The 19,972-nt window shown below is 64.9% G+C and carries 11 protein-coding genes and 1 pseudogene; 3 read left to right on the top strand and 9 right to left on the bottom strand.

The window, feature by feature from the left end; translation table 11 throughout:
* Positions 1–51: 51 nt before the first annotated feature.
* The 3 genes from HU720_RS12150 to pbpC form a co-directional block, all read right to left on the bottom strand.
* Complete coding sequence (locus HU720_RS12150) at positions 52–1,722, bottom strand: ShlB/FhaC/HecB family hemolysin secretion/activation protein (RefSeq protein ID WP_186520174.1); 1,671 nt, start codon at positions 1,720–1,722, stop codon at positions 52–54.
* Between the two features lie 90 nt (positions 1,723–1,812).
* Positions 1,813–3,264 (bottom strand): collagen-like triple helix repeat-containing protein, encoded by a 1,452-nt coding sequence (locus tag HU720_RS12145; protein WP_186520173.1) that lies wholly within the window; start codon positions 3,262–3,264, stop codon positions 1,813–1,815.
* A gap of 233 nt (positions 3,265–3,497) precedes the next feature.
* The gene (pbpC, locus tag HU720_RS12140; RefSeq protein WP_186520172.1) at positions 3,498–5,846 is read right to left on the bottom strand and encodes a peptidoglycan glycosyltransferase PbpC; all 2,349 of its coding nucleotides are present in this window, start codon (positions 5,844–5,846) and stop codon (positions 3,498–3,500) included.
* 59 nt (positions 5,847–5,905) lie between these two features.
* On the opposite strand from pbpC, the gene HU720_RS12135 reads away from it, so the two are divergent.
* Entirely contained in the window at positions 5,906–6,199 is a 294-nt protein-coding gene (locus HU720_RS12135) for a hypothetical protein (RefSeq protein ID WP_186520171.1), read from the top strand.
* 51 nt (positions 6,200–6,250) lie between these two features.
* Here HU720_RS12135 and HU720_RS12130 read toward each other — a convergent pair whose 3' ends face one another.
* Positions 6,251–11,155, bottom strand: coding sequence for an alpha-2-macroglobulin (locus tag HU720_RS12130; protein WP_186520170.1), 4,905 nt, complete (start codon positions 11,153–11,155; stop codon positions 6,251–6,253).
* A 305-nt stretch (positions 11,156–11,460) separates the two neighbouring features.
* Between HU720_RS12130 and HU720_RS12125 the strand changes: the two genes are divergently transcribed.
* Positions 11,461–12,798 carry an MATE family efflux transporter gene (locus HU720_RS12125; RefSeq protein ID WP_186520169.1) on the top strand — a complete coding sequence of 446 codons (1,338 nt, stop codon included), beginning with the start codon at positions 11,461–11,463 and terminating at the stop codon, positions 12,796–12,798.
* 288 nt (positions 12,799–13,086) lie between these two features.
* Here HU720_RS12125 and HU720_RS24320 read toward each other — a convergent pair.
* From HU720_RS24320 to HU720_RS12105, 5 genes and pseudogenes are all read right to left on the bottom strand, one after another.
* A pseudogene (locus tag HU720_RS24320) lies at positions 13,087–13,542 on the bottom strand (transposase).
* 164 nt (positions 13,543–13,706) lie between these two features.
* Positions 13,707–15,620 carry an arginine decarboxylase gene (gene speA, locus HU720_RS12120; RefSeq protein WP_186520168.1) on the bottom strand — a complete coding sequence of 638 codons (1,914 nt, stop codon included), beginning with the start codon at positions 15,618–15,620 and terminating at the stop codon, positions 13,707–13,709.
* A 150-nt stretch (positions 15,621–15,770) separates the two neighbouring features.
* Positions 15,771–16,142 (bottom strand): translation initiation factor Sui1, encoded by a 372-nt coding sequence (locus HU720_RS12115; RefSeq protein WP_186520167.1) that lies wholly within the window; start codon positions 16,140–16,142, stop codon positions 15,771–15,773.
* A 211-nt stretch (positions 16,143–16,353) separates the two neighbouring features.
* Complete coding sequence (locus HU720_RS12110) at positions 16,354–16,896, bottom strand: NUDIX hydrolase (RefSeq protein ID WP_186520166.1); 543 nt, start codon at positions 16,894–16,896, stop codon at positions 16,354–16,356.
* A 1-nt stretch (position 16,897) separates the two neighbouring features.
* Positions 16,898–17,965 carry a DUF2333 family protein gene (locus HU720_RS12105; protein ID WP_186520165.1) on the bottom strand — a complete coding sequence of 356 codons (1,068 nt, stop codon included), beginning with the start codon at positions 17,963–17,965 and terminating at the stop codon, positions 16,898–16,900.
* A 249-nt stretch (positions 17,966–18,214) separates the two neighbouring features.
* On the opposite strand from HU720_RS12105, the gene HU720_RS12100 reads away from it, so the two are divergent.
* A complete protein-coding gene (locus HU720_RS12100) occupies positions 18,215–19,831 on the top strand; it encodes a PleD family two-component system response regulator (RefSeq protein ID WP_186520164.1) in 1,617 nt (538 codons plus the stop codon).
* Positions 19,832–19,972 lie beyond the last annotated feature (141 nt).

The following is a 19,972-nucleotide window of genomic DNA, read 5'->3' as shown; positions in this document are numbered from 1 at the left end:
CGGTATTGAACCCTGGCCCGATTCCAGTTCGCGCCAACAACGACCTTTACTTCACAGCTGATAACTAAAACTCAGGTTCACCCGCGGCCGTCGATTGAAGCTGTCCAACGCGATGTCGGACATAGGCTTGGCCACCTCCACGGCGATGTTGTAATAGCGCATGTCGCCCAAGCGCAGGCCAACCGCTGCCGACGACATGCGCGCCTTCTGCACGTCCAGCTCGTTGAACCACGCCCGCGCCGCATCCAGCACCACATAGGGCTGCAGCACCTTCACCCAGTCGCCTTCGCGGCGCAGGCTGTAGTTGATCTCGTAGGCCACCCCCCAACCTTTGTCGCCGGAGGCCTGGTCGCTGGGGTAGCCCCGCCCGAACGTCTGCCCGCCAAATACAGCGCGTTCGCTGTCAGGCAGGCTGTCGTTGCTCCAGTACCCCGCCGCCGAGGCTACGCCCTGCCACTGCTCGGTGAAGTTGTCGCTCTGCATGCCGGCAACCCGCAAGCGCAGAAAGTCCAGGTCGAGGTCGGCGTTGCTGCGGGCGCCGAGCCGGTCAAGGCCTTGGTAAACCCCGGCACTGAGGATGCGCAGGCGACGGGCTTCGGCCTTGCGCCAGTCCGCTTCGAACGACAGTGCGCGGATGTCGGTCTGGCTGTCGAATTGCAGCGGCGCATTGGCCACCTGGTAATCGATGCGATCGTTCACGGCATAGAACCGCCCGAGCACCTCGAACCATTCATTGGGTGAGGCAATCAGCACTTGGCTCAGGCCAATGGCGTAGCGCTCGTTCTCGCGGTGCTGGCTGAGCTGGTTACCATCTGCGAGGAGGATGCGCGCCCGCGGGTCACTGCGGTAGCGCGCCGCTGACAGTTGCAACCGCGAGCCTTCGTCATCGATGAACTGGCTGTAGTCGACCCGAAGGTAGTGCTCTTTGTCCTCGCCCGGCGGCACCAGCACGTTGGCGCTGAGCTGCTCGCCATAGCGGGTCTGCGCATTGCTGCTGGCGCCCAGCAGCGCCTGCAGGTCGTCGCGGCTGCTTTCGTTGAGGCTGAGGGTCGTGGTGAACGGCTTGCGCGCAGCCACCGCCACCAAGCGGGTGGCGCCATCGGTGGTGCCGGGTGGCGGCACCTCGGCACCGAAGGTCACGCCCGGTATGCGCGTCACCAGGCTGGTGTAGCGTTCGAAGGTCTTGCGGGTAAGGGGGCGCTCGGCCTTGAGCTTGTTCAGCAGCCGGTCGAGGTAGGCGCGCGACGAACCAATATCGCCCTCCACCTGCACGTCGCGAACGTAGCCCTCCACCAGCACCACCCGCACCCGGCCATCGGCGAAGTCCTGGGGCGGCAGATACGCGTAGGAAAGCAGGTAGCCGTCATCCTGATAACGCTGGGTGAGGCGTCGGGTCAGCTCGATCAGGTCGGCCAACGGGATCTCGCGGCCGATGACCGGCTGATAGTGGTCGCGCAGATCACCAAGGGGGTAAACGGTGCCGCCCTCGAAGCGCACCTTGCGCACCTGCACCCGCGTGCTCATCAGCAACGTCTGTTGCGCTGCGCTGGCTGGGGCTGGCACCTGCAAACCCGCCGCGCCTGGGCGGTAGGCATCTACGGGCAGGTTGTTGCTGGGTAGCCGGCGCTCGGTGTCGTTACTGTTGAGAAAACCCGGCAGGGGTTCGGCCCAGGCCAGCTCGGCCCCGGCCAGCATCAATAAGGTCACGGCCATTCGGCGCATGCGGACACTCCATGATCCGGTTGAAGCAGGGACGCCCCCCGGCGTCCCTGGCACTGTTGCAAGCGTAGGTGCTGAGCTGGCTTACGGCCACTAGCGAGAAGCGCCAAGCAGACCACCCAGTCCGCCTAGCCCTTGGCCAGAGGCGCCGCCATTGACCAAGCTGCCGGCCTGGCCAACGGTGCCGCCCAGCGCGCCCACGGTGGTGCCGAGCTGGCTGACAACCGGGTTGCTGCTGGCGCCGCCCAATTGCGTGCCGACATGACCCACCGCTCCGCCGACCTGGTTCAGCACACCGGCCACTGGCGTACCGAGCCCGGTGCTGGCGCCGACTTGGCGGGTGACGCTGGCGACACCGCCGACCACCGGATTGAGGCCACCGCCCACTTGCTGGGTGAGCGCCGCAACCGGGGCGCCAGCGGCGTTGTTGGTCACGCCATTGCCGCCAAGCACGGTGCCCAACCGAGCGACAGTGTTGCCCACTTGCACGGTGCTGCCGGCGGCGCTGGCCACTGCGCTGTTGCTGGTGCCGAGGCCAAGCCCGCTGCCCGCCCCTGCCACTACACCGCCGACGGTTTCCAGCAGGCCGGTACGCGCCTGGCCACCGGTCGGAGAAAGGCCCGCACTGGTGCCGACCAAAGCGCCGAGGTTACTGACCAGTTGCCCCGTGGTGTCGGTCACAGGGTTGCCGTTACCGGCGCCCGCAACCTGCTGGCCGGCCTGGCCGAGGGCATTGCCTACGCCATCGAGGGCCTGGTTGAGCGGGCCGGCAAGGCCGGTCTGGCGCGTGGCGTTGGCGGTGGTGTTTTCTACCAGCGAGACCACCGGCACCAACGCATCGCTCACGCCTTGGGTAGCACCAGAAAACGGCCCACTGGTGCCGATTGGGGTCAGCGTGTCGCCCAGCATGGTCACCGCCTGGCCCACCTGGTCAACGCCTTGCCCCGCGCCTGCGACCACCTGGTTGACCAGTGGCACCTGCTCGACCGGCGAGCCGCTGGCCAATGCCTGCAAGCCTTGGCCGAGCCCGGAAACACCGGTGCCGAGGTCGCCGGTGGCTGCGCCGACAACGCCCACCGTGGTGCCGACTGCGTTGTTGCCGCTACCGAGTTGGCCAAGGCCATCGCTCAGCCCGCTGCCAACCGTGTTCAGCGCAGTGCCCGTAGAGGACACCAACGCCCCCACCCCGCCCGTCAATGCCGTGCTGCCGGCGATGGGCAGGGCGCCGATGGCCTGGCCCAGATTGCTTACACCATCGCCGAGCCCCGACACCGTGGTGCCGGCCTGGTCAACGATCTGCGCGGTTACCAGGCCGCCACCAGTTCCTCCACCGACACTGCCATTGCCGCCGCCAGCGCCTGGCCCGCCGCCGGTTCCGCCACCGCCACCGCCCCTGCCACCACCACTGCCGCCGCCAGAGCTTCCCGAGGACGAGCCGTCCACCGCGCTGTGGCTGCCACCGCCGCCGCTACTGCATCCTCCAAGGCCCAGCGCCATGACTATCGTCAGCGCCGTAGCCGCCTTCATCCACGGTTGGTTGTTCATGGGAAGACTCCTGCTGCTACGTTGTTGTTGGAAAGCGCGGCGCTTGATTGCGCCGACTTATCCCTACAGTCAGCAGTGAAGTCCCCGAGGTTCGAAACCGATAGGTCCCAACTTGGTATTAACCCTTGCGTTGGGTGCCTGTACAGGGTGCAAAAAGGTTGGTGTTTCAGACGCTTACAAAACGCAGGTCAGGGCCTACCACCAAGGGTGTAGGCCCAAGCGACTAGTCACCTTCACTCGCTGACCTGAAACTCAACGCGGGCCGTCTCGCCGCTCTCGTCCAGGGCGCTCAGTTCGATGCGGCCGGCCTGCTCGAAGTGCACCAGCAGGCTGTCCTGGCCCTGGGTCTCCCCCAATGGCTGCCCGTTGAGGAACCACCAGCGCCGGCCATTGCCACCCAGCGCCGAGACGTGCAATTGCAGCGGTTCGCTGGCACTGGCCGGGCGGCGCAGGTTGTCGCCGCTGCGCACGCCGACAATCGCCAGCGGCGGCGCGCTGCCGGTAAGTTGCGGCGGGCAAGCAGGGTCAAGCGCAGGCAGGCGCGCACTGCGCCGTTCTGCCTTGGGCAGCCAGGGCTCAAGGGGCGCCGGCCACAGGGCGATGTCACGGGCAACGGCGCCTGGGCAACTGGCATCGACCCGCAACCCCTGCGCATTGACGTAGACCGTATCGCGCAGGCCAAGCCCAAGCGGCTGGTCGGCAGCCTGCAGGGTTGGCGGCGTGGTGCCGTCCAGCGTCCAGGCAAACCGCTGGCGCCGGCAGTTGGGGTCCTGGCGGTTCATGGGCTGGCCCAATGGCCAACAGATCGCCGCTACCCCGACCGAAGCCGGCACCGGTTCCACCGGCACCCGGATGCCACGCTGGGCATCGCGGTTGCTGAGCAGGTCGTGCACCTGCAGCATCAATGGCGCCGCCGAAGCCAGGCCGAATTGCCCCGGTACCGGCGTGCCGTCCGGGCGGCCGATCCACACGCCAATCAAGTAACGCGGCCCGACGCCCACCGACCAGGCATCGCGAAAGCCGTAGCTGGTGCCGGTCTTCCAGGCCAGTTGCGGGCGCTGCACCAGCTCGGCATTGGGGTCACGGTCCGGGCGCGCCTGGCCGCTGAGAATGCGCCGGGTAATCCACGCCGAGCCCGGCGACAGCAGGCGTTGCTCAACCAGAGGGTCCTGCGGTTGCAGGCGAATTCTGGCGCTGCGCCCTTCGCGGGCCAGGGCTGCGTAGCCGCCAACCAGTTCGTCCAGCCGGCTGCCGGCCCCGCCCAGAATCAACGAAAGGTTGGGTTCGGCCAGCGGCGGCAGGATCAACGGCACCCCGCCCATGCGCATCTGCGCGGCAAACCGCTTGGGCCCATAGGCTTCGAGCAGTTGCACAGCCGGCAGGTTGAGCGACAGCGCCAGCGCGGAACTGGCCGACACCGGGCCGCTGAAGCCCATCGAAAAGTTGCCCGGCCGGTAGTCGCCATAACGCCTTGGCACATCCTGCAGCAGCGACTCGGAGTGGATCAGACCTTCGTCCATGGCCATGGCATACAGGAACGGCTTGAGCGTCGAGCCCGGCGAACGCAGCGCGTGGACCATGTCGACATGGCCAAAGCGGCGTTCATCGGCAAGGTCGATGGAACCCAGGTAAGCGCGCACCGCCATGTTCTGCGTCTCGACCACCAACAGCGCCGCCGAGGTGCGCTCAGGCAGGCGCGCGCGCCAGCCCAGCAGCAGGTCCTCCAGGCGCCGCTGCAACGCAGCATCGATGGTGGTGCGAATCAGGGGTGGGCTATTGGCGCTGTTCAAGCGCCGCGCCAGCAAAGGCGCCAGCGCCGGTTCCTGGCGCGGAGCCAGCAGCAGCGGTTCTTCGCGGGCCTCGGCGATGCGCGCAGCTGGCCACACGTGGTATTCCTCCAGGCGTTGCAGCACCTTGTCGCGTGCACGCTGGGCGCGCTCGGGGTGGCGGTCCGGGCGCAGCCGGCTCGGGGCCTGTGGCAATACCGCAAGCAGCGCAGCTTCCGATGGCGTAAGGTGCATCGGCGACTTGCCCAGGTACGCCCAACTGGCAGCGGCCACCCCCTGCAAGGTGCCACCGAATGGCGCGCGATCAAGGTACAGCTGCAGAATCTCGCGCTTGGACAGGTGCCACTCCAACTGCGCGGTACGCCACAACTGGCGCAGCTTGCCGGCCAAGGTGCGGTCGTGCGGGTCGAGCAGGCGTGCCACCTGCATCGACAGTGTGCTGCCCCCCGACACCACGCGCCCGCCCCGCAGGTTCAGCCACGCCGCACGCGCCAGGGCCATCGGGTTGACCCCGGGGTGCTGGTAGAACCAGCGGTCCTCGTACGCCAACAACGCCTCCAGGTACAACGGCGACACGTTCTCCTGGGTGACCGGATAGCGCCACACACCCTCGGCATCGGCAAAGCGCCACAACGGCGTACCGTCCTCGGCAAGCACCACGCGGGCAAGATCATCGCCGGGCATCGGCAACGGCCAGATACGGTCCGCGGCCCATAGCAGCCCCACCGCCAGCAAGGCGCCGATGGCGATACGCCGGAGCATTCTTTTAACCTGCGGGCGGGCTAAGCTTGGCATCGGGAACTGACCGGGCCGGGTAATGGCCAAAGGCTTGAAGTGATCATCAGGAAGCGACTATGCACGTAGAAGGGTTTTTCGATTGGCTGGGCCAGGTGCTGGGGTCGGTGATCCGTTTCATCGTCGACGGCCTGAGCGGGCTGTTCAACCTGCTGGCCAATGCCGGCGGCAATTTCATCGATGGCCTGGCGCGGGCGCTGGGGATGGATACTTCGCTGGTCAGCATCCTGGCGTTGATCGTCGGGCTGCTGTTGCTGTATTCGGCGGTGCGCGCGTTCATGCGCGCATCGATCATCCTGGGCATCATCTGGGCGGTGCTTGGGTTGTGGGTGTTGAGCTGGGTGGTGCATTGATAGCCCGGGGGCGGTACTGCGCCGCCCCCGAGCAAGGTTGATACACGCCCGTTAACGGCCGCGCACCACCATCTCACCCTGGCTGCTGCCCACCGCTTGCAGGTTAGGCCGATACATCGACTCCACCTGCGGCGGCGGAATGCGGTAGCTGCCAGGGGTCACGGCACGGGCCAGGTACAGCAGGTGCGTGGTGCTGTAGCCGTCCAGTTTCAGCGCCGCGACGTAACGGTCATCGCGGTACTCCTGGTGCACCACGCTTGCGTTCTGCATCGAGTCGCGCCACTCCTTCACCGCCGAGCTGGCGTTGTCCAGGCTGGCAGCGCTTTGCGCAAGGTTCTGGTTTTCAAGCTCAAGGCCGGCCGGCAGCAGGTCGACCACCAGCGCGTCTGGCACGCTGTCCTGCGAACGCAGTGCAAGGTGCACCAGCACCAGGTCGCCGCTACGCAGGTTACGCACATCCAGTGCCTGGCCGTTCATGCCCAGGTACTCGCGGCGGATCTCCATGCCATTGCCACTGGCAGGCGGGGCCTGGCGTGGGTAGCCAGAGACGGTCAGTTGCTGGTAGATGGTGTCGCTGCCTTGGTTCTGTACGGTCAGCGGCGAGGCCAGCAACGGGCCTTCAAGCTTCATGCCCGAATCGGCATTGTCGAAATCGCGCACTTCACCGGCGCTGTCCAGGCGCGCTTTCCAGCTGCTTTCAGGCTTGCCCAGCAGGCCACGGCCAGCGAGGAACAGCGCGTTACGCTCCTGGGTCGACAACCAGCGGTTGGCGGCCAGCTCATCGGACAACGCGAACAGGCGCTGGTCGACCTGATTGGCCGCCAGGTTGTTTTCTTGCAGCAGCGCCAGAATCAGCGCCTGGTCACGCAGGGCGCTGCCATAGTCGGACAGCCAGCCTTTGCTGCGGCTGGCGGCAAGGCCGGCCTGCAGCGCCTGCTGCGCACGTGGTTTGTCGCCCATCTTGTCCAGGGCCACCGCCAGTTGCACCAGCGGCAGGCCCGACCGGGCGTCGGCGCGACGCTCGAACAGGCTGCGCAGCGCACCCAGCGGCGCCTGCTGACTACGCGCCAGCACCAGCGCCGCATAGGCCTGCACGGCAAAACGGCTGTGGTCGGCGTTCTGGGTGTAGCTCAACTCGATCAGGTTGCGCTCCTGCACATAACGCAGCAGGCGCTCGTTGGCCTTTTTCAGCGCATCGGCGGGTACGCCGTAGCCCTGCTCACGGGCGCGCATCAGGAAGTCGGTGACATAGGCCGTCAGCCAGTATTCCTCTTCGCTGTCCGAGCTCCACAGGCCAAAGCTGCCGTTGTAGCGCTGCATGCCCAACAGGTGCTCGATGCCCATCTCGATCTTGCGCTTGCGCACATCGGCCGGCTCGCCCTTGATGCCCAGGCGTTTGAGGCTGTCGGCGTCGGCGTACAGCGACGGGTACAGGCCGCTGGTGGTTTGTTCCAGGCAGCCGTACGGGTAGGCCTCAAGCGCGCGGATCTGCTCGGCAAGGTTCAGCGGTGGGCGGCTCGACAGCGCCAGGCTGGCTTCAAGGCCCGCCGGCTCGAACTCGGCCAGGTCGCTTTCCGGCAGGGTCCAGGGTTGGTCTTTGAGCGCCACGCGGTAGTGCTTGAGCATGGCCGGGTAGGCCGGGCGGATGCCCAGGGTCCACTCGCGCTCGAAGGCTGTCGCGGTTTCGCCTGGCAGTTGCAGGCCGCTGACCTGCACCCGCACCTTGCCTTGGCCGAGGCCGCCCTGGGCCTGTACCGGGATCATCAGCGTGCTGCGCTGGCCTTCGGCCAGGCTGATGGTCTGCTGGGTGCTGCCGGTGAGGCTCAATTGGCCTTCGGTGAGCAACTGCACAGTCAATTGCTGAGCACGCCCGGACAGGTTGGACAGGTCCAGCGCCAGGTTGGTGCGGTCGCCGCCGGCCAGGAAGCGCGGCGCCGACAGCTCGGCAATCAGCGGTGCCGCGACCACGGTCTTGCCCTCGGCCATGCCGAAGTGCTCGTCGGTCCAGGCCTGGGCCATCAGGCGCAGCTCACCGTTGAAGTCAGGGATATCGACCGTTGCCTGGCCTTCACCCTTGTCGTTCAGCGTAACCGGCAGGCTCTGCTGGGCCACGATGGTGACCGTGGTGTTGGGGCGCTTGCCGCCTTTGGCCATCGCCGCATCACCACCGAAGGCAAGGCTGGCCAGACGGCCTTGGCCGGCCTCGATCAGCTGGCCGTAGATGTCCAGTTGGTCGGCGCCATAAGCTTTGCGGCCGAACAGGCTGGCGAACGGGTCAGGGGTCTTGAAGTCGGTGATGTTGAGAATGCCCACATCCACTGCCGACAACAGCACGTGGATCTGCTTGGGCACGCTGCCGTCAGCATTGGCGGCCTTGAACTTCACCGTCAGCGGCTGTTTGGGGCGCATTTTTTCTGGCGCCTGCAGGCTCAGGGCAAGCTTGCGCTCGGCGCGGTCCAGCGGCAGGTGCAGCAAGCCGACCGCGCGTTTCGGCGTGGCGTTGGCCTTGCGCTCGCCCGGGCGGATCACCAGCGCGCTGATGTACAGGTCATGGCGGGTCCATTTCTTGTCGATGTCGACTTCGAAGGTTTTACCTTCGACCGGTACGTCGATTTCCTGCCACCACAGCGGGCCATCGGCGGACTCGACCATCAGGTAGCCACTGCCTGCGGCAGGCGGGGTGATGGTGACTTTGGCGCTGCCGCCTTCTTTGTAGGAAGGTTTGTCCAGGGCGATCTTGACCTGGTCAGGGCGCACGGCGCCGCCTTCGGCGTTGTCCTGGGCGCGCCAGCCAGCCCAGAAGCGCTCGCTGGAAACCAGCCCGGTCTGTGGGTCTTCAACCTCGACGCGGTACGGGCCCCACTCCACCTGGAAGCTCAGCTTGGCAGTGGAGCCGGCCTTGACGCTGAGGGTCTGCTCGTCCTGGGTGAGGAATTTCTCGTTGTAGTTGTAGCTCCAGCCGTCGCTCTGCGAGTAGTTCCAGTAGTAGTCGCGGCGCTCACGGATCAGGCGCACCTTGAGGTTGTTGGCGGCAAGCTTGTTGCCATCACGGTCGGCGACCAGAAACTCGAATTCGACCAGGCCGTTGCTGTCGGTCTCTTCGCCATCGAACAGGCCGCGCAGGCCCGGCAGGCGCTCGGCAGGCCAGATCGGCTGCTCGAGGCGGCGAGTGATCGGGCGGCCACCGGACTCTTGCAGGCTGGCCTGCACGCTCAGTTGCAGCGGCGAGCGGGCCTCGCTCCAGCGGCTTTCGATGTCGATACGTGCCTTGCCGGCCTGGTCGAGGGTCACTTCGTCCAGTTCCAGGTCCTGGTTCAGCTCGGTTTCGGTAATTGCACCGAACTGGTAGCCCGGCAGCGCCTTGACCGCTTCACGCAGCGGGCGCACATAGGCCTGGCCGCTCAGGCGGTTGCCGGCAGCCGGGGCGCCATACAGATAGCGGCCGTTGACCTGGATGGTGGCGGTCTGTTCAGGCGACAGCGGCTTGCTGCTGCCTTTGAGTTCCAGCGCCAGGCGCTCGGGCAAGAAGTCCTCGACGAGGAATTCGTACACCTGCTTGCGCCCGCCGCCGAGGTCGAGCAGCAACTGCCAGCGGCCGGTCGGGGCCTCGGTGGCCAGTTGCAGTTGGTACTGGAACAGGCCGTTGGCATCGGCTTCCCAGACGAACTTGCGGCTGACCTGCTCGTCGGGGCGACGTACTTCGACGTTGACCGGCTGGGCTTTGACCGGCTTGCCATCCTGGTCACGCAGCAAGCCATTGAGCAGCACCGTCTCGCCTGGGCGATAGAGGTCTCGTGGGCCGAAGATGAAGAACTGCAACGGGTTGGCTTGCGGGCCGGTGATGTCGAACTCGGCCAGGTCCAGCGCTGCGGTGTTCAGGCGCAGCAGCGTGGTATGCACGCCCTGGGTTGCAATCAGGGTATCGGCCTTGGCCGTGATCGGCAGTTGCGCATGGCCGTCACTGTCGGTCTTGGCCTGGGCCAGCAGCTTGCCTTTGTCGTCGTGCAGTTCCAAGGTGACGCCGTTCAGCGCCTTGCCGCCTTCCAGCGCCTGGGCGAACACGTCGAGGCGGTCACGGTAGCGGTGCGCCGAGACGCCGATATCACTCAGGGTGAACAGCGTCGCTGGCTGCGAATAGTCGTAGGTCCCCGAGGCGCGCATCACAGCCAGGTATACGCCTGGCTCCTGCAATTGCTTGATGCCGGCAATCGGCAGCAGCACGGTCTCGCGGGTGTTGCGTGCAGGGTTGAGGTCGAAGCGGCCGCCGTAGACCAGCTCGGCCATGTCCAGCAGTTCCTTGGACTGGTAGTAGTACAGGCTGCTGCTGCGCCCCCAGTTGGCCAGGAAGCTGGAGAGCATGTCCGGCTTGACCCGGAAGAACTCGACATCGACCTTGTCGACGTTCAGCGCGATCACCGGCAGGCCTTCGGCCACGCGGGTAGGCAGCAACGAACCGCGGCTGGCGAAGCCGATGGTGGCTTGCATGTCACGGGTTTCAAAACGGCTGACCGACTCGTTCTGCAGGCTGTTGCCGTTGACCGACAGCAGGCCTTTGTCGATGGTCAGGACCATCTTGCGCTGCGGCTCAAGGTGGCGCAGGCGCAGTTCCATCTGGTTTTCGGAGAGTTCCCAGGCGCCGTCGACCTTGCCTTTGACGGTGTCGACCAAGTGCAGCTTGGCGGCAAAGTCCTGGTTGGCATCGAGCGGCGCAGAAACGCTGACCGACAGCGTACTGGCGCCGTCCAGTTGCACTTCCGAGACGTCCAGCACGCTGAGCTCGCGGCCGGCATAACGCTTGGCCAGCACCGCCGGGTCTTCGCGTTTGGCCTGCGGTTTTTCTGCAGGTGCGGCGGCGGCGGGCGTGTCTACGGGGGCCGGCTGCTTGTCCGGCGTGGAGGAATCACAGGCACTAAGCAGGGCCAGCGCACAGGCCAGCAACAATCCTTTGTTGAGCATTTGAGAGAGAACTCTTCGGCAGCGTGTTTTGAGGGCAGCACTATAGCGCAACAACGGCAGGGTTTCCTGCTGATGCGCGGCGATTGAGACCGTGTTCGCGCTGATTGGTTGCCTGGCCGGTACACTGTGTCGGCCATTGCTCGATACGCCTGATCCAGCCCCATCGCAGGCTGGCGCCAGCGCCCACAGGCTGGGAGCCGGCGAAACCTGCGATGGGGCCGGAGAAGGCTGACTGCAAACCCTGAAACGTCCCACATCACCTGTGCGCCCGTGATCGCACAACACACCTTTACGCTGGAGCCCGCATGTCTGCACTGTCCGCCGCCTGGCGCCACCGCCCGACCCACCGCAGGGTCTGGGGCCTGGCCGCACCGATGATCCTGTCGAACGTTTCGGTACCACTGGTGGCGCTGGTCGACAGCACGGTCATCGGCCACCTGCCCCATGCTCACCAGCTGGGCGCTGTGGCGGTGGGGGCGATGATGTTTACCTTCATGGTCGGGCTGATGGGGTTCCTGCGCATGGGTTCCACCGGCTTCGCAGCCCAGGCCGCCGGGCGCGCCGATGGCGCCGCGCTGCGCAAGGTGCTGGTGCAAGGGCTGCTGCTGGCGTTGGGCCTGGCCATGTTGATCGGCTTGCTGGCCATACCCTTCAGCCAGCTCGCGCTCAAGGCCATGCAGCCAAGCGAGGCGTTGCACACCGCCACCGAAGCCTTCTTCCATACCCGCTTGCTCGGTTTGCCCGCGGCGCTGGCCAGCTATGCACTGGTCGGCTGGTTCCTCGGCACGCAGAACGCCCGGGCGCCGCTGGCAATCCTGTTGAGCACCAACCTGCTCAACATCGCCCTTAACCTGTGGTTCGTACTTGGCCTGGACTGGGGCGTGGTGGGTTCAGCGCGGGCCTCGGTGATCGCCGAGTGGAGCGGCGCCTTGCTGGGTCTTGCCCTCACCCGCCCGGCGCTGCGCGCCTACCCAGGGCACATCGCCTGGGCGGCGCTCAAGCGCTGGCAGGCCTGGCGGCCGTTGCTGGCGGTGAACCGCGATATCTTTCTGCGCAGCCTGGCGTTGCAGGTGGTGTTTCTGTTGCTCACCGTGCAGGGCGCGCGGCTGGGCGAGGCCACGGTGGCGGCCAATGCGCTGCTGCTCAACGGCCTGTTGTTGACCGCTTATGCGCTGGACGGCCTGGCCCACGCGGTCGAAGCGCTGTGCGGCCACGCCATCGGCGCCCGCGACCGCCAGGCGCTGGTCCGCTCGCTGGTGGTGGCCTGCGCCTGGTCGCTGATTGTCAGCCTGGGGTTTGGCGGGGCGTTTCTGTTTGGCGGGCATCTGTTCATCGACCTGCAGACCGATATCGCCAGCGTGCGCGCGGCGGCCTACCCGTACTTGCCGTACCTGGCCGTGCTGCCGTTGATTGCGGTGTGGAGCTATCTGCTGGACGGGCTGTTCATCGGCGCCACGCGAGCCCGTGAAATGCGCAACGCGATGCTCGCCTCGGTGCTGATCGCCCTGCCCTTCGCGCTGGCGCTGAAGGGGCTCGGCAACCACGGGCTGTGGCTGGCGTTTCTGGGGTTCATGGCGCTGCGGGCGGTGACATTGGGGTGGATGGGGTGGCGGTTGCAGCGGTGTGGGGGATGGGTGCGTTGAAGCTGGCCGGTAACCCGCCTTCAGGTAGGAGCGGCCTCGTGTCGCGAATGAAGGCAAAGCCCTCACCTGCAGACTCATATCCACAGTGCCTCAACAGTAAATTCGCAATCCAGGCGAGCCGACGTTAGTTCAGTCACGGATACACCCTAGGTGAGGGCTTCGCCCTCATTTCGCGACACAAGGCCGCTCCTACAACAGCAGGCTTGGTACTGACATCGCCGTATCACGCCCACGCGTGTAGGAGCGGCCTTGTGTCGCGAAATGAGGGCAAAGCCCTCACCGGCAGACTCACAGCCACACACAATCCCAATGTGGATAATCCCTGACCTTGCTGACCAATCCGGCACGCAACGGGTTAGCAATGATGTACCGCGCTGCCGCCCTGATATCCTCCTCACGGCGCAAAGCGCGGTCATGAAACCCAGGCTGCCAAATGTGCTGCCGGTCTGCACCGGCACGATACAGCGCACAACTGCTCCGGGATTTAAAAAGCGCACATCAAGCTACTCAGGCTGCCTTGCCCGAGCTCAATCAACCAGTGCAGATGATCGGGCATTAGTACCCAGGCCAATGATCGGCACTCTCCCTCTTCATCGCTCTTACGCAATTCCAGACAACCGCTCTGGCGAAGACGAAATCAGTGAACAGCGGGACGCGTTGACGAGTGATGGTGGTGAGCAGGTATAGACGGCCTAATTCTGACGTCCGACCAATTCGCAGGCGGTGATTACCTTGGCGGTCCATGTTGCACTCCCTTGAATATTGCATTCAAAGGTAGCTGTGAGGCCGAGGCTGGGCGGGATTAGTTCGTTTCTGGATGTGCAGTCGGTGAGGGCTTTGCCCTCATTTCGCGACACAAGGCCGCTCCTGCAAAGGTCGCATTACCTTCGCAGGAGCGGCACGGCCATTTACGAAGACAAATACGAAGACCGGGTCAACCCCAGGCGCAGCGCATCGAGGTACTGGGTGCGCTCGCGGGCGGTGATCTTGGCGCTGGCGACCTTGTCACGGTAATGCGTCATCAACTCCTCCGGCGACAGGTGCACATAGCGCAGCATGTCTTCGATGGTGTCGTGGGTCTCGATGCCGGCGTGGTGCACGCTGCCATCGGCGCTCTGGTAGATGTTCACCGAATCGGTATCACCGAACAGGTTGTGCATGTCGCCCAGAATTTCCTGGTAGGCCCCCACCAGGAACACACCCAGCAGGTAGTCTTCGCCCGCCTTGATCGAATGCACCGGCATGCTGGTCTCGATGCTCTGCTCGTCGACGTACTGGTTGATCTTGCCGTCGGAGTCGCAGGTCAGGTCCTGCAGCACCGCGCGGCGCATCGGCTCTTCGTCCAGGCGGTGCAGCGGAATGATCGGCAGCACCTGGCCAATCGCCCAGGTGTCCGGCAGGCTCTGGAATACCGAGAAATTGCAGATGTACTTGTCGGCCAGCTTGTCGTTGAGCTCGTCCAGCACCTGGCGGTGCGAGCGCTGGCGGGCTTTGAGCGAGTTGTGCAGGCGACGGCACACGGCAAAGTAGCATTGCTCGGCCAGGGCTTTTTCTGCCAGGGTGAGCTTGCCATCGGCATACTGCGCCGCCACGTCACCCATGTAGTGGGTGGCGCGCCAGTAGGTCTCGGTGACCATCTCGATATCGGTCGGGCCAAGCAGGTCGGCCAACCATTGCACGGTCTCGGGCAGCGCCTCTTTGTTCTCGATCACCGGCATCTCGTCGTTATGGCTCTCGACGTCGGTCACCTGGATAACCAGAATCGCGTGGTGGGCGGTCAGCGAACGGCCGCTTTCAGAGAAAATGTGCGGGTGCGGCAGGCCCTGCGCGTCGCAGAACTCCTTGAGCATGCCGACCACAACACCTGCGTAGTCGTCCATGTCGTAGTTGATCGAGCTGGCGTTGCGCGAGTGGGTACCGTCGTAGTCCACACCCAGGCCGCCGCCGACGTCGATATGGTCGACCGGCAGGCCCAGCGCGCGCAATTCGCCGTAATAGCGAATGGCTTCTTTGAAACCGTGCTGGTAGTCGGCCAGGTTGGCGATCTGCGAGCCCATATGGAAGTGCAGCAGGCGGATGCCCTGGTCCAGGCCTGCGTCACGGAAGCGCTCGACCACCGAAATCAGCTGCGCCGCCGACAGCCCGAACTTGGACTTCTCGCCACCGGTGTCGGCCCACTTGCTCGACGCCAGCGACGACAGGCGCACACGCAAGCCAACCTGCGGCTTGACCTTGAGCTCGGCTGCTTCTTCGATCACCAGCGCCACTTCGGACTCTTTCTCGATGACGATGAATACGTTATGGCCAAGTTTCTGGCCCATCAGCGCCAGGCGGATGAACTCGCGGTCCTTGTAGCCATTGCAGACGATGGTGCCGCCCTTCGGTGCCAGTGCCAGCACCGCCAGCAGCTCAGGCTTGGAGCCGGCTTCAAGGCCAATGGAGACGTTCTGCGTGGCGATGATGTTTTCTACCACCGCCTCCTGCTGGTTGACCTTGATCGGGTACAGGGCGGTGTACTGGCTCTGGTACTCAAGGCGCGCAATGTTGGCATCGAAGGCGCCGGTCAGTTGGCGCACGCGGTCTTGCAGGATGTCCGGGAAGCGTACCAGCAGCGGCAGCGAAAGGCCGCTCTGGCGCAGCTCTTCGACCTGTTCGAACAGGTCGATGGGCGAACTGTCCGGGCCGTTGGGGCGCACTTCGACGCGCCCGGCTTCATTGATGGCGAAATAACCCGCGCCCCAATGGCGGATGCCATAAACACTGCGGCTGTCGGCCACGGTCCACTGGCTACCATCGTCTTTGCGTGTGCGTCGTACGGACATTCAAGTCCCCCATAGATAAGTCGAAGACACTGCCCCACAAGGGGCGGGCGCAGTGTAGAAGCTGAAAATGACGATTCGTCCATGCCAGGGGTAGACCCTGCACACGCAACCGAGTTTAGAAAGCGCTGGTCAAAAAAACCCGTTGCAGCCTCAGCCGCCGGACTTTTTCGCCTTGAAGCCTTGTTTGATCAGCTCACCGAGCAACAGCTCGACGTGGTCGCCTTGAATCTCGATGACCCCGTCCTTGAGCGCGCCCCCGGTGCCGCAGCGGCGCTTGAGCGACGCGGCGAGCGCCTTGAGCGGCTCAGCGGCCAGCGGCACGCCGCTGATGGTGGTTACGGTCTTGCCACCACGGCCTTTGCTTTCGCGGCGCACACGGGCGATGCCATCCCCCTCGGGAATGGCCTGCTGGCTACAGATGCAGGCGTCCACGGGTTTGCCACAGTCAGGGCAGTGCCGACCGGCATCGGTGGAATATACGAGGCCGCCAAGGGCGGCGAGGGAAGAAGCTTTCTTGGCCACTTTTGTTCCTCGGTGCTGAGGACAAAAACTGGTCGACGGGAGCCGACCGCGAGGCCCCACTCTGGCAGGGGCGGCGCTACTGGCGCAACATCTGCGACAGCCCGAAAAGGGCGCGCAGTGTAACGATAAATCTGACAGTTGCTAAGTACCGGATTGCGCCATTTTGCGAATGTTTTGCGACCCCCAAGCGGGCTTGCCCCGCGATGAAGCGCTACACGGTGCCCAGGCCAGCCTTGTAGCGCTGCAATGCCGCCAGCGAGTCCGGGCAATACGGCAAGGTCGCGCTATCGCGTTCGGCCTGCGCAACCGTGACAAAACGGGCCTCGATCACCTCTTCAGGCTGCAAGCGCAACGCCCCGTCCCACACCGCCGAAAACACCGCGCACCACATGCGGTTGTCTGGCTGGTCGAAGTAGAACCGTTCGTGAAAGCGCAGCGGCACGCCGCTCACGCCCAGCTCTTCTTCCAGTTCACGGGCCGCAGATTCGGCATAGCTTTCATCAGCACCGACCATGCCCCCGGCGGCGACATCCCAGAACCCGGGGTACAGCGCCTTGCTCAGGGTGCGGCGATGCACGCAGAGCAAGCCTTGGCTATTGAACAACAGGATGAACGTGCAGCGGCCGATCAGGCCGCGCTCGCGCAGGTCGGCCCGCGGCAAGGCGCCGAGGGGCTGGTCGTGCTCGTCCACCCAGACGACCAGCTCGGCATCCGAGGCCGCGCGATGTGCGACCTCGGCGGGGCTGATGGGCACCTCAGCCCTGCGACAGCAGTTGGCGAAGGTCAATCACCGCCGCGTTGGCACGGGAGATGTAGTTGGCCATGACCAGCGAGTGGTTGGCCCACATGCCGAAGCCGCTGCCGTTCAGCACCATCGGGCTCCACAGCGCTTCCTGCGAGGCTTCGAGCTCACGGATGATCTGCCGCACGCTGACCGTGGCGTTCTTCTTGGCCAGCACGTCGGCAAAGTCGACTTCGATGGCGCGCAGCAGGTGCGACAGCGCCCAGGCCTGGCCACGGGCTTCGTAGAACACGTTGTCGATCTGCATCCACGGGGTTTCGACCACTTCCTCGTCAACCTGCGGCGCCTGGCCGGCGATCACGGTGTCAGTCTTGGCGTTGGCGTTGAGCTTGACCCGGCCGACACTTGCCGACAGCCGCTGCGACAGCGAGCCCAGGCGGGTGGCGACATCGCCCAGCCAGTTGTTCAAGTTATCGGCACGGGTATAGAAGATCGCGCCCTGGTCGCCGCTGGCCAGGCGCGCCTGGTAGCGGTTAAGCGACTTGATGCCCTCTTCGAATTCCGATTCGCTGGAAGGCAGGATCCAGCTCTTGTGGTCGAAGTTGAAACGCGGCTCGGCCTTGGCCAGGTCGGCGTCTTCAGTGGACTGCGACTGCGAACGGGCGAAGTCCTTGCGCAGCGCCCGCGACAGGTCGCGCACCTGCACCAGCACGCCGTATTCCCAGCTCGGCATGTTGTCCATCCACAGGCCTGGCGGGAAGCGGTCGTTGGCGATGTAGCCGCCCGGCTTGTCGAGCAAGGTGCCAGCGACGGTCTTGAGGGTTTCGATGGTGGTGTAGCCGATGACCATTTTCTGGCCGTTGCGCTCGGCCGCAGCCTGGGCGTTCTGCTGAACCGGGAACAGGTCGGGTTCCTCGCTCCAGTACCAGCCCAGGCCTATGCAGACCACGAAATAAACCCCCACCAGCACACCCAGGCCACGGCCCCAGAGGCCACCAAGGTAGCGACGGGAAGCAGTTTTGCGCGGTTCGGCCCGCTCACGGGGCGCGCTTTTGGCCTCGCGGTTTTTCCAGTCCAGCATGGCATTGTCCTTAATCAGTCACGACGGTTCAGAGGCTTTGACCACCAACAGTTGTCAGGGTGCCACGGCAAGCCCGAGTGCCAGCACTATAAAGCAGACGCCGCCGTTCGTATAAGCGACCAACGGGTCAGCAACTGAATATTCGGCCCTGAACACTTTGTTGATACGTGGCACTCGCTTGTAGGAAAAGCAGTGCTAGCATAGAGCCATCATCGAACCTGCAATCCTCCTCTAACAAGTAGCCAGGACATGACCCAACCAGCCGAGCCGAGCCACGAGCGCCTCAAGCAGCACTTTGCCCAACGGGTCATCCATCAAGCTCGGCAGATGCTGGAAATATGGCAGCGCCTGCACCGCGGCGAATGGTCGAGTGCCGACCTTGGCGAATTGCACGAGGCCAACCTGCGCCTGCAGCGCTATGCCGAGCGCTTCGAACAGCCCGAACACAGCAGCCTGTCGCAGGCCATCACCCAGACCTTGGGCGCTATCGAGGCCAACAGCGCCCGGCTCAACTCGGCGTTGATCGGCGAACTCAACAACCTCATGCAGCGCCTGTCGCGCACGGGCCTGCGCCGTGGCGACCAACTCGACAACGTGCCCCTGCCGCCGCTGCGCAAGCCGGTGTACATCGTGCTGCAGGACCACGAGCGCGCCGAGCGCCTGGCCCAGCAACTGGAATTCTTTGGCCTGACCGTGCAGGCGCTGTGCAGTGGCGAGGCGTTTCAGGCGTCGATGAGCGAGCGCCTGCCCTCGGCCATCGTCATGGATGTGGACTTCACCGGCCCCGGCATCGGCCTGCAGTTGGCCAGCCAGGCGCAGCAAGGCCTGGAACAGCCAATCCCGCTGCTGTTCTTCAGCCTGCACGACACCGATACCCGCACGCGCCTGGCGGCTGTGCGCGCAGGCGGCCAAGAGTTTCTAACCGGCACCCTGGAGGCGTCCAGCCTGCTTGAGAAGCTCGAACTGCTGACCAGCGCGACCCAGTACGACCCGTTCCGGGTGCTGGTAATCGACGATTCCCGCGCCCAGGCGCTGAACACCGAGCGCCTGCTCAACAGCGCCGGCATCATCACCCGCAGCCTGACCGAGCCGACTCGCACCATGAGCGAGCTGGCTGACTTCCAGCCAGACCTTGTGATTCTCGATATGTACATGCCGGACTGCACCGGCGTGGAGTTGGCCAAGGTGATCCGCCACAACGACCGTTACGTCAGCGTGCCGATCATTTACCTGTCGGCAGAGGACGACCTGGACAAGCAGCTCGATGCCATGAGCGAGGGCGGCGATGATTTTCTGACCAAGCCGATCCGCGCCCGCCACCTGATCACCACTGTGCGCAACCGCGCCGCTCGCGCCCGCCATCTTAAGGCACGCATGGTGCGCGACAGCCTCACCGGCCTGTACAACCACACGCACATTCTGCAACTGCTCGAAGATTGCAGCTTCCGCGCACGCCGCGAGGGGCAGCCGTTGAGCTTCGCCATGCTGGATATCGACCACTTCAAGAAGATCAACGACCGCCACGGCCACCCCATGGGCGACCGGGTGATCAAGAGCCTGGCGTTGTTTCTCAAGCAGCGGCTGCGCAAGACCGACTACATCGGCCGGTATGGCGGCGAAGAATTCGCCCTGGTGATGCCCGACACCTCGCTGGAAGCGGCGTACAAGGTGCTGGACGAAATCCGCCGGCGCTTTGCCGAGATTCACTACCCCGCGCAGCCCCATGACCTGCAGTGCACGTTCAGCGCAGGGGTGGTGCAACTGGATGAACACCTCGATGCACCGACCATGGCCAGCGCCGCCGATGAGGCGCTGTACCGGGCCAAACATGCCGGGCGCAACTGCGTGGTACGGGTCGACCGGTAACGTCAGCATCCCAGGCGCTGCGGCCCGTGCAGGAGCGGCCGCGTGAAGCCTGCGCCAATACAGGCACAGTGCCACTTTTTTTCTGGCGCCAACCCCCCGCCGTCATCACCACGTCACAAAACAGCAATAACTTCAGGCACT

The organism is Pseudomonas sp. SWRI51, assembly GCF_014268825.1.
In the GTDB taxonomy this organism is placed as follows: domain Bacteria; phylum Pseudomonadota; class Gammaproteobacteria; order Pseudomonadales; family Pseudomonadaceae; genus Aquipseudomonas; species Aquipseudomonas farsensis.
The sequence above is the reverse complement of the archived record's forward strand: the minus strand, read 5'-3'. Positions and strand labels throughout refer to the sequence as shown.